The organism is Micromonospora humi (assembly GCF_900090105.1).
GTDB lineage: Bacteria > Actinomycetota > Actinomycetes > Mycobacteriales > Micromonosporaceae > Micromonospora > Micromonospora humi.
Map to the genome: position 1 here is coordinate 269,544 of NZ_FMDM01000009.1, position 10,222 is coordinate 279,765.

At 72.0% G+C, this 10,222-nt stretch carries 8 protein-coding genes; 5 read left to right on the forward strand and 3 right to left on the reverse strand.

The window, feature by feature from the left end:
• Nucleotides 1-37: 37 nt before the first annotated feature.
• The 3 genes from GA0070213_RS19180 to GA0070213_RS19190 form a co-directional block, all read right to left on the reverse strand.
• Nucleotides 38-1,285 carry a phosphatidylserine decarboxylase gene (locus GA0070213_RS19180; protein WP_091066062.1) on the reverse strand — a complete coding sequence of 416 codons (1,248 nt, stop codon included), beginning with the start codon at nucleotides 1,283-1,285 and terminating at the stop codon, nucleotides 38-40.
• Nucleotides 1,286-1,467: 182 nt separating this feature from the next.
• Entirely contained in the window at nucleotides 1,468-2,046 is a 579-nt protein-coding gene (locus GA0070213_RS19185) for a hypothetical protein (RefSeq protein ID WP_091066066.1), read from the reverse strand.
• Nucleotides 2,043-3,863: a PspC domain-containing protein gene (locus tag GA0070213_RS19190; RefSeq protein ID WP_091066069.1), complete on the reverse strand. Its 1,821-nt coding sequence runs from the start codon at nucleotides 3,861-3,863 to the stop codon at nucleotides 2,043-2,045. Before GA0070213_RS19190 ends, GA0070213_RS19185 begins: the two co-directional genes overlap by 4 nt.
• Before the next feature lie 178 nt (nucleotides 3,864-4,041).
• Here GA0070213_RS19190 and GA0070213_RS19195 point away from each other — a divergent pair, with 178 nt between their 5' ends.
• The 5 genes from GA0070213_RS19195 to GA0070213_RS19215 form a co-directional block, all read left to right on the forward strand.
• Nucleotides 4,042-5,292: an ATP-binding protein gene (locus tag GA0070213_RS19195; RefSeq protein ID WP_091066072.1), complete on the forward strand. Its 1,251-nt coding sequence runs from the start codon at nucleotides 4,042-4,044 to the stop codon at nucleotides 5,290-5,292.
• A 2-nt stretch (nucleotides 5,293-5,294) separates the two neighbouring features.
• Nucleotides 5,295-5,972: a response regulator gene (locus tag GA0070213_RS19200; protein ID WP_091066167.1), complete on the forward strand. Its 678-nt coding sequence runs from the start codon at nucleotides 5,295-5,297 to the stop codon at nucleotides 5,970-5,972.
• Nucleotides 5,973-6,548: 576 nt separating this feature from the next.
• Nucleotides 6,549-8,192, forward strand: a complete 1,644-nt coding sequence (locus GA0070213_RS19205) for a peptide ABC transporter substrate-binding protein (protein WP_091066076.1) — start codon at nucleotides 6,549-6,551, stop codon at nucleotides 8,190-8,192.
• Nucleotides 8,193-8,336: 144 nt separating this feature from the next.
• A complete protein-coding gene (locus GA0070213_RS19210) occupies nucleotides 8,337-9,263 on the forward strand; it encodes an ABC transporter permease (RefSeq protein ID WP_091066079.1) in 927 nt (308 codons plus the stop codon).
• Between the two features lie 75 nt (nucleotides 9,264-9,338).
• Nucleotides 9,339-10,222: ABC transporter permease (locus tag GA0070213_RS19215; RefSeq protein WP_091066170.1), on the forward strand; the 884-nt coding region annotated here is incomplete at its 3' end.

The following is a 10,222-nucleotide window of genomic DNA, read 5'->3' on the forward strand; positions in this document are numbered from 1 at the left end:
GCTCGCGAGCGGCGCCCTTCGTCGTGTGCCTCCGGCGTCAGCGCCAGCGGGCGATGACGGTGGACCCGCCGACCACCTTGTCGCCGGGGCCGACCAGCGGATCCGCGGTGTCGGCCGGCAGGTAGACGTCGGTGCGCGAGCCGAACCGGATCAGACCGAACCGCTCGCCCTTCGCCAGCAGCGAGCCGACCGGCGCGCGCTGCACGATCCGGCGGGCGATCAGCCCGGTGCGCTGGGCCACGACCACCGTGCCCCGGTCGGTGTCCAGCACCGTGTACGCCGCCACGTTGTGCTCGGCGTCCGGCTTCATGGCGTTGACGAACCCGCCGTCGGCGACGAAGTAGTCGACCACCTTGCCGGCCACCGGCGCACGGTTGACGTGCACGTCCAGCACCGACAGGAAGACCGCGATCCGCAGCCACTCGCCGTCGCCGAAGCGCTCGTCGGTCAGCCGCTGGACGGACAGCACCTGGCCGTCCGCCGAGGCGACCACTGCCGACGGGTCCTCCGGGACGTCCCGCTCCGGGTCCCGGAAGAACGCGGCCACCGGGCCGGCCGCCACCGCCGGCAGCAGCCACAGCTTGGACTTCGGCCGGGCGGCCCGGGCCAGCGCGGCCAGGCCGAGCGTGATGCCGGCGGCGGCCACCCCGTTGGAGTCGATGTGCATCCGCCGGCTGAGCGGCACGCTCGACGGCCGGTACGCCGGCGAGAGCGAGGCGGCCAGCGCGGCGGGCGCCGGGGTGAAGCGCAGGTGGTGCACGCGTACCGGCGGGGAGTTGCGCAGCACCACGTCGGTGCGGACGCCGTGCAGCACGCCCTGCCGGTCCAGCTCGGCGCCGGCCCCCTCGGTGCGGAACAGCGGCGCGGCGACGCTCAGCACCGCGCCCTCGGCGAGGTACTTGGACAGCCCCTCCACCGCGGCGCGGGCCTCGTCGGCGGTGCCGGTGAACGGCTCGGCGACGACCACCACCGCGGCGGCGTCCGCCTCGGCGAGCGTGTCGATCACCTGGACCCGGTCGGCGACCCAGCGCCCCTGGGCGGTCACGTGCTCGCGTAGCGCCGCCGCGGCGGCTCCCTCCGCCGGCACGACGATCAGCCGGTCGCCCGGGAGCAGTGCCTCGATCGCGGCGGCCAGCACCGCGGACTCCGGCGTCGCGCCGACCAGCAGGCCGGCCTTCGAGTCGTTACGCCGGGCGAACTCGGCGACGAGCGTACGGGCGGCGCGCTCGCCGAGGCGGACCGCACCGGACGGACCGGTGACGCGCACGGCGGGGGACTGGGTCATGTCGGATGAACTCCTGACGAGGTAGAGACGGACGGGGACCGCTCCGCCTGTCGCGACCGACCGGCCGGAAAGGGCGGGACCGGGAGCTCCGGGCCCGGTCGGGGTGGCACGGACCGGACGGCAGCGGCGAGATCTCCCGCGACCAGCATAGGCCGCGTCGCTGAGCCGCCGCACCGGCGCGGTCAGACCGGCGGCTCCCCGGAGGTACGCCGCCCGGTGGGTGGTTCGTCGGTCTCCGCGTCGACCGGCGGCAGCTCGCGGGTGACCGGGTCGGATCGGTCCTCGGGTTCGAGGACCGGTCGCTCCTCGGCCGGCGACCAGCGCGGTTGCCCGTCGACGGGCCCGTCCTCGCGCGCCTGGACGGACACGTCGCCCATGGCGTCGGTGGGCCACTCGTCGGCCCCGACGGGGGTGGCGGCACCGGTAGGGCTGCCGTCGCGCCGGGGCTCGTCCGGCCCGACGGGGGTCGCGGTCTCGGCCGGGCTGCCGTCGCGCCAGGGCGCTGCCACGGTCGCCTCCGGCTGGTCCGGCTGGCCCGGCTCGCCTGGCCCGTCCGGCTGGGCGGGCTGGTTCGGGCCGCGCACCGAGCGCAGCGCGCCGACCAGGCCGAGCAGGCCGATCACGACCAGCCCGCCGGCCAGGAACCAGCCCACCGGGGGCACGGCCAGCCCGAGGATCCGGGCCAGCAGCCACCAGAGCGCGAGCCCCAGGAAGACGAGACCGAAGGCGAACGACACGATGTCCGTCCGGTGGGCCTTCACCGGGTCACCTCCAGATTTCCGGCGTTCAGGTGGACGTAGAGGCGCAGGCTGCCCCCGCCGGGGCCGTCCGCGCCGGCATCGGTGCTCTCCCAGTGGCGGCCGTTGAGCCCGCCGGTGCGCCGGCCGAAGACGGACGCCTCGCCGGCGTTGACGTCGGCCACCGTGGTCACGTCCACGTTCGGCGGCACGACCACTGTCGCGTTGCCGAGGTTCACGTCGACGGTCACCTGGATGTCCTGTTTGTCGAAGTCGATGCCGCGTAGGTCGAGCACCGCGTCACCGAAGTTGTTCTCGTACCGGTCGGCCAGGTCGCGGCGGTCGGTCGGGGCCCAGGTGACGTTGCCGTCGATGCCCCGGACCCGGTCGTAGGACTCGGCGACGGTGGCGACGCCGAGCGCCGCCGCGGTCACCAGACCGAGAGCGATCAGCCAACGCGCCCGGCCGAACCAGGTGCCCACGAGCAGCCCGAGGCCGATGGTGGCCAGCGCCGCGGCGAAGTAGCCGGCGGCGCCGACCGGGAACACGTCCAGCAGGTCGAGCATCGCCACCAGGCCCAGCGCCAGGAAGATCAGCGAGAAGGTGATCGCACCGAGCGGGGAGCGCTCCTTCGGTCGCTTCGGCGGACGGGGTGGCCGGGCGGGCGCCGGGGCCGGGGGCGGGCCGGCGTACGGGCCGTGCGGGGCGAACGGCGGACGGTAACCGCCCGGTGGTAGCGGGGCGCCGACCGGCGCGGGCGGCGGCACGGCGGCCGGCTCGCCGACCGGGGCGCCGGTGGTCGGCGCGGCGGGCCAGGCCGGTGCGGGACCGGAGGTCGGCCACGCGGCGGTGTCACGGGCCGGCGACGTCACCCCGGGCATCGCGCCGGTCGCCGACTCGGACCGGACCGGCCGGATACCGGCTGCGGCGGGCCAGCCGGGGGCCGGCAGCGGCGTCGCCGGATAGCCGGGCTCGTGCAGGGTGGACGGCATGGGCGGGTAGCCGGGCTCGGTCGTGCCGGGTGGCATGGGCGGGTAGCCGGGCTCGTGCGGGGTGGGTGCCGCGGGTGGGTAGCCGGGCTCGCCCCGGACGTCGGTCGGTGAACCCGCCCCGGGCGCGGCGGCGGGCCACACCGGCGGTGTGACCTCGACCGGTTCGCCGGGACGGGGGGAGGCGGCGGCTCCGGGCGCCGTCGCGTACCCGCCGGGCCAGGACGCGCCGGCCGGCCCGCCCCAGGGCGCGGCCGGCGGCACCGGACCCGGTGCCGCCCCGGCCCGGGACGCGAGGCCGCGCTGCTCGCGGTTGAGCATCAGCGCGCCGCCGATCAGGATCACCGCGCCCAGCAGGATGGCCCGGAAGCCGTCGGTGACGACGTACGCGAAACCGACCGCGACCACGATGCCGAGCACGATGACGGTGATCGGGGACATGCTGGAGCGGCCCCGCCCGAGCATCGACTCCACCGGCGAGGCGGTGTCCCCCTCGCCCGGGATGATCAGCCACGCGGCGAGGTAGACCAGCAGCCCGATGCCGCCGAAGAAGCCGAGCACGGCCAGCAGGACGCGCCAGAGCACCGGGTCGGTGTTCGTGGCCCGGCCGACCGCCGCGCACACCCCGGCCAGGTAGCGGCCCTCCCGCGGGCGGACCAGCCCGTAGCGGGTGGTGAAACCGGCGGCGCCGGGCGGTGGGGCGTACCCACCGGGCGGTGGATCGGCGAACGGCGCGCCGCCAGGCGGCGGAGGCCTCTCGTCGGCGGCGGATGCCGACCCCGGCGGGGGCGGTGGCGGGTCGTCAGGTGCTGCCGCCCAGGGGCGGGGCGGACGGGCAGCGTCGTCGGTCATGCCTCCGATACTGCTGCCCCGGCCGCCCGGACGGCCTCAGGAACCGACCCTGACCCCACCCTGAGATCCGCCGATGGTGAATGTCCGGGGCGTCCCCGTGGTCCGGGGCGCTCCCGCCGTGTGACGATCGGGTCGTCGGCCGTCGCCGGCACCTCCGCGCCGACCCGGGAGCCCGAAAATCACCAGCACCGTCACGCCGCATCCCCCGCGTCTCTACCGCGCCACCGGGCACCGGTTGGGCGCCGGGGTGGCCGCCGGCATCGCCGAGCACCTGGGCATCCCGGTGCTCCGGGTCCGGGTGGCGTTCATGGTGCTGCTCGGGTTGAGTGGTCTCGGCCTGCTGCTCTACGCCGCCTTCTGGGCGGTGGTCCCGCCCCGGCCCGGCGACACCGCCGCCCCGCCGCGCCGCGACCTCAGCCAGCTGCTGCCGTTCGTGGCGATCGGGCTGGGCGTGCTGCTGCTCCAGGTGGTCGCGTTCGACTCGGTCGGCGCGGCCGGCACCGCCGGGTGGCTGGTGGCGATCATCGCGGTGGGCGCCGGCGTGATCTGGCACCAGTCCGGGCCGGAGCGCCGCCGGCAGTGGGGCGACTCCGCGGTGCCCTGGTTGGGCGCGGTGGTGGAGGAGAGCGACCGGCGGGCGTTCGTGCTCCGGTTCATCGGCGGCGGGGTGCTGGTCGCGGTCGGCATCATCGGCGTGGCCGCTGTCTACTCGCCGGCGCAGAACTTCGACGCGGTGCTCAACGGCGTCATCTTCGCGCTGGTCGGGCTGGCCGGCGTGGGCGTGGTGACCGGCCCGGTGCTCTGGCGCACCTGGAATCAGCTCCGCTCGGAACGGGAGGGGCGGATCCGCGAGCAGGAGCGGGCCGAGCTGGCCGCCATGGTGCACGACCAGGTGCTGCACACGCTCGCCCTGATCCAGCGCAACGCCAGCGACGTCAAGACGGTGCAGCGGCTGGCCCGGGGCCAGGAGCGCTCGCTGCGCAACTGGCTCTACAAGCCGACCGCCTCGCCGACCGAGCGCTTCGCGGCCGCCCTCGAACAGGCCGCCGCCGAGGTGGAGGACACGTTCGCGATCACCGTCGAGGCGGTGGTGGTCGGCGACCGGGAGACCGACGAGCGGGTCGGCGCGCTGGTCGCCGCCGCTCGCGAGGCGCTGGTCAACGCGGCCCGGCACGCCGGGGTGCGGACCGTGTCGCTCTACGCGGAGGTGGAACCGGAGCAGGTCAGCGTCTTCGTCCGGGACCGGGGCAAGGGCTTCGACCCCGATACGGTGGAGAATCACCGGCACGGCGTCCGGGGCTCGATCATCGGACGGATGAAACGACACGGCGGCCGGGCGGAGATCCGGTCCGAGCCGGGAGAGGGGACCGAGGTCCGGCTGATCCTGCCGATCAGCGGCTCCGGCTCCACGGCGGAAAGGGACAGATGACCATGTCCGAGCAGGAACCGGTCGAGGGCGCGGCGCCGCGCGGGCCGCTGCGGGTGTTCCTCGTCGACGACCACGCCATGTTCCGGGCCGGCGTCCGCGCCGAGCTGGGCACCCGGGTCGAGGTCGTGGGCGAGGCGAGCTCGGTGGCCGAGGCGGTGACCCGGATCGCCGCCGTCCAGCCGGACGTGGTGCTGCTCGACGTGCACATGCCCGACGGTGGCGGTCGCGCCGTGCTGGAGGCGATGCGGCGGACCCACCCGCAGGTGAAGTTCCTGGCGCTGAGCGTGTCCGACGCGGCCGAGGACGTGATCGGTCTGATCCGGGCGGGTGCCCGGGGTTACGTCACCAAGACCATCTCGCCGGAGGAGCTGACCGACGCGATCCGGCGGGTGGCCGACGGCGACGCCGTGTTCAGCCCGCGGCTGGCCGGGTTCGTGCTGGACGCGTTCGCGTCCCGGCCCGATGCGCCGGTCGCCGACCCCGAGCTGGACCAGCTCACCAACCGGGAGCGCGAGGTGCTCCGGCTGCTCGCCCGGGGATACGCGTACAAGGAGATCGCCAAGGAGCTGTTCATCTCGATCAAGACGGTCGAGACGCACGTCTCCAACGTGCTGCGCAAGCTCCAGATGTCGAACCGGTACGAGCTGTCCCGGTGGGCCGCCGACCGCCGGCTGGTCTAGGCCCACGAGCCGCGGCGTCCTCGACCCCCTCGTCCACCCGGGCGGCACCCATGTCCGCACAGCCGAAGGTGCCATCGGCCGGACGGACAAAACTATGCGTGTCGGGTCCTCGCCCGGCCGGTGTCGTCGCCGGCCTGGGCACGCTCCCCGGGGCGGGGGTGCTGGGCGGTGTCGATCGGTGTGGGCACGTCTTACCTGTTCAGAGCCGTACGATCCACGCTGTTTGTGATCTTTTCTCAAGTATCGGCAACGTGGCGAGCAACTAACGGCTTGATAACGGCACCTTCACGGAAAGGGCCGGTGGGTGTCACAGTGGCAGCACCTCACCCCCCGGTGTGAGGCATCTCGTCGGGCCCGCCGATCACGTGACGCCGTTACCCACGTCGCCTCGTGGCCGTCGACCCTGCGCGGTGTCCTCGTCGAAGGGTGTGGCGCCCGGCGGATCGGTACCCCTGGGGTGTCCCGATTTCCTCTGCGGTAAACCGGCGTCCTGTGGTTCGGGTCGTCGGCGGTGTCACCCCCCACGTGCGTGAAACCCACGACGGAACCAGGTTAAGAAAGAGGAGGCCCCTCGGAATGAGAGTCTCGAAGCGGGCGAGCGGCGCGCTCGCGGTGGGCGCGGCGTTCGCGCTCATCGCATCCGGCTGCTCCAGCGGGAACGACGACGGTGGCGACACCGGCGCCAGCGCGGACGGCGCCATCGTCATCGACGGCACCCAGCCGGAGAACCCCCTGATTCCGGCGAACACCACCGAGACCGGTGGCGGAAAGATCATCGACTGGGTGTGGAGCGGCCTGGTCGAGTACCCCAACAACGGTGGGGCGCCGCAGAACCTGCTCGCCGAGTCGATCGACACGAGCGACTCGAAGGTCTTCAAGATCAAGATCAAGCAGAACACCAAGTTCCACGACGGCACCACCGTCAAGGCCGAGAGCTTCGTCAAGGCCTGGAACTGGGCGGCCTACGGGCCGAACGGCGCGCAGAACGCCTCCTTCTTCTCCGACATCCAGGGCTTCGGCGACGTCTACACCGAGGACCCGGACGGCCCGGACGGCCCGAAGAAGGCTCCGGAGCCGAAGGCCAAGGAGATGTCCGGCCTCAAGGTCGTCGACGACTGGAACTTCGAGGTCACCCTCGCCGCGCCGACCGCCGTGTTCCCGACCAAGCTCGGCTACAGCGCCTTCATGCCGCTGCCGGACGCGTTCTTCTCCTCCACCCCGGCGGAGTTCGGCAAGAAGCCGATCGGTAACGGCCCGGCCAAGCTGACCGCCTGGCAGGACGACGTCGAGCTGAAGCTCACCCGCTTCGACGACTACAGCCTGCGCGACAAGATGAAGATCAAGGACGTCACCGTCAAGATCTACCAGGACGACACGGCGGCCTACAACGACCTGCTCTCCGGCAGCCTGGACTTCCAGCAGCAGGTCCCGGTCTCGTCGCTGGCCGGCGACAAGTGGAAGACCGACCTGGGCGAGCGGGCGATCCAGACGACCGTCCCGTCGAACGGCATCATCGCCTTCCCGATCTACGACAAGCGCTTCACCAACGCGAAGCTGCGCAAGGCGATCTCGCTCTCCATCGACCGGCAGGCCGTCACCGACAAGATCTTCTTCGGTAACCGCAAGCCGGCCGACAGCTGGGCCAACCCGCTGACCCCGGGTGCCACGCCGGGCGACTGCACCGCCTGCAAGTTCGACCCGGCCCAGGCCAAGCAGCTCCTCCAGGAGGCCGGTGGCTTCCAGGGCAAGCTGACCCTGTCGTACAACGCGGACGCCAGCCACAAGGAGTGGATGGAGGCCGTCGCGCAGCAGATCAAGACCAACCTGGGCATCGACGCGGTCGCGGTCGGCGTGCCGACCTTCGCGGTCTTCCGCGCCAACATCAACAACTACAAGATGACCGGCATGTACCGCGCCGGTTGGCAGCAGGACTACCCGGACGTCGAGAACTGGATCAACCCGCTCTACGTCACCGGTGGTTCCTCGAACGACGGCAAGTACAGCAACCCGCAGGTGGACGCCCTCGCCAAGGAGGCCTCCGCGGCCCCCAGCATCGAGGAGGCGCACAAGAAGTTCGCCGAGGCCACCAAGCTGATCGACCAGGACGTCCCGGCGATCCCGATCTACTTCAGCGGCGAGCAGTCCGGCCACTCGGAGAAGATCAAGAAGCTGGAGCTGACCAACGTCGGCGAGCTCGACATCACCTCGGTCGAGCTCTGATCCGAACGGTCTGACCCCGGGTCGGGCTCGCCTCACCGGTGAGCCCGGCCCGGGGCCGTTCCGCGAGGGGGTGTACAACAAACCCCTCGCACGTTGTCGTCACCGCGTCGGGTGCCCGGCGCTCCCTGTCTGGAGGACCACCCCATGGGCCGTTATCTCTTGAGACGGCTGCTGCAACTCGTGCCGGTGTTCATCGGCACGACGTTCCTGATCTACTGGCTCGTCTGGTCGGTGCCCGGTGACCCCTTCGCCGGCAAGTGCGGCGACCGTGGCTGCCCGCCGAACTTCCGGGCGCAGATGACCGAGAAATATCATCTCGACGACTCGATCTGGGTGCAGTACGCCAGCTACATGAAGAACCTTTTCCAGGGTGACTTCGGTATCACGTTCGGCGGTCGCGAGATCAGCGACATCATCGCCACGTCGTACCCGAACACCCTGAAGCTGGCGGTGGTCGCCCTCGCCATCGAGGCCGTGATCGGTCTCGGCGCGGGCATCCTGACCGGTCTGCGACGCAACGGCTTCCTGGACAACCTGGTCCTGGTCTCCACCCTCTTCCTGATCGCCCTGCCGGTCTTCGTCATCGGCTTCGTGCTCCAGTGGGTGCTGGGCGTCAAGTGGGGCATCATCAACCCGACCGTCTCCAACGAGATGCGGTTCAGCGAGTTGATCGTGCCCGGATTCGTGCTCGGCAGCGCCTCGATGGCGTACATCGCCCGGGTGGCGCGAACGAGCATCGCCGAGAACCGGCGGGCCGACTACGTGCGCACCGCGATCGCCAAGGGCCTCCCGATGCGCCGGGTGGTCGGCGTGCACCTGCTGCGCAACTCGCTCATCCCGGTGGTCACGCTGCTCGGCACCGACCTCGGCGCGCTGATGGGCGGCGCGATCGTCACCGAGGGCATCTTCGGCATCAACGGCATCGGCCGCCAGGTGCTCCGCTCGATCGTCACCAAGGAGAGCGCTACCGTTGTCGGCATCGTGGTGGTGCTGGTGGTCGTCTACCTCGTGATGAACCTGCTGGTGGACCTGCTCTACGCCGCCCTCGACCCGAGGATCCGCTATGAGTGACCGCCGCAGCGAACGAATCGTCCCAGCAGTCTGCGCGGGTAACCACGCCCGCGCCGAGCGCAGCGAGGTGCGGGCATGAGTGACCCGAGTACCGCGTCGATCGTGTCGACGCCGCCCGCGACCATGCCCACCGAGGCCGGGTCCGGCGCGCCCACCAACGCCGGCCTGCCGGAGAGTGCCAAGCAGCAGAAGCCCCGTGGCCTGCTCGGTGACGCGTGGATCGACCTGCGGCGCAAGCCGCTGTTCTGGATCTCCGCGGCGTTCATCGTGTTCTTCCTGGTGATGGCCGCGTTCCCGTCGCTGTTCACCTCCGGCGACGCGGTCAACGGCGCGCTGGAGCGCAGCCGGGTCGAGCCGTCGTCGTCGGCCTGGTTCGGCTACGACGTGCAGGGCCGCGACGTCTACGCCCGCACCATCTACGGCGCCCGCGCCTCGATCGTGGTGGCCGTCGTGTCCACCCTGCTCACCCTGCTCGTCGGCGGCGCGATGGGCATCATCGCCGGCTACCGCGGCGGCTGGGTCGACGCGCTGCTCTCCCGCGTCGCGGACATCTTCTTCGGCCTGCCGTTCGTGCTCGGCGCGATCGTCATCCTGACCACGTTCAACGGCTCCGGCACCGACAACGGCGAGTGGACGATCATGGGGCTGGTCATCCTGTCCCTGAGCGTGCTGAGCTGGCCGGTGGTGATGCGGCTGATGCGCTCCTCGGTGCTCGCCACCAAGGAGGCCGACTACATCGTCGCCGCCCGCGCCCTGGGCGCCGGCACCGGCCGGATCATCCTCAAGCACCTGCTGCCCAACTGCCTGGCCCCGCTGCTGGTCTACGGCACCATCATGGTCGGCTCGTTCATCGGCGCCGAGGCCACGCTGTCGTTCCTGGGCATCGGCCTGAAGAGCCCGGTGGTCTCCTGGGGCATCATGATCAGCGAAGCCCAGAACTACATCCGGGTCTCGCCGTA

Bases quoted from the DNA above. Each gene is read 5' to 3' on its own strand.
- GA0070213_RS19180 (WP_091066062.1), bottom strand. From the start codon at position 1,285: ATGACCCAGTCCCCCGCCGTGCGCGTCACCGGTCCGTCCGGTGCGGTC.
- GA0070213_RS19190 (WP_091066069.1), bottom strand. From the start codon at position 3,863: ATGACCGACGACGCTGCCCGTCCGCCCCGCCCCTGGGCGGCAGCACCT.
- GA0070213_RS19200 (WP_091066167.1), top strand. From the start codon at position 5,295: ATGTCCGAGCAGGAACCGGTCGAGGGCGCGGCGCCGCGCGGGCCGCTG.
- GA0070213_RS19205 (WP_091066076.1), top strand. From the start codon at position 6,549: ATGAGAGTCTCGAAGCGGGCGAGCGGCGCGCTCGCGGTGGGCGCGGCG.
- GA0070213_RS19210 (WP_091066079.1), top strand. From the start codon at position 8,337: ATGGGCCGTTATCTCTTGAGACGGCTGCTGCAACTCGTGCCGGTGTTC.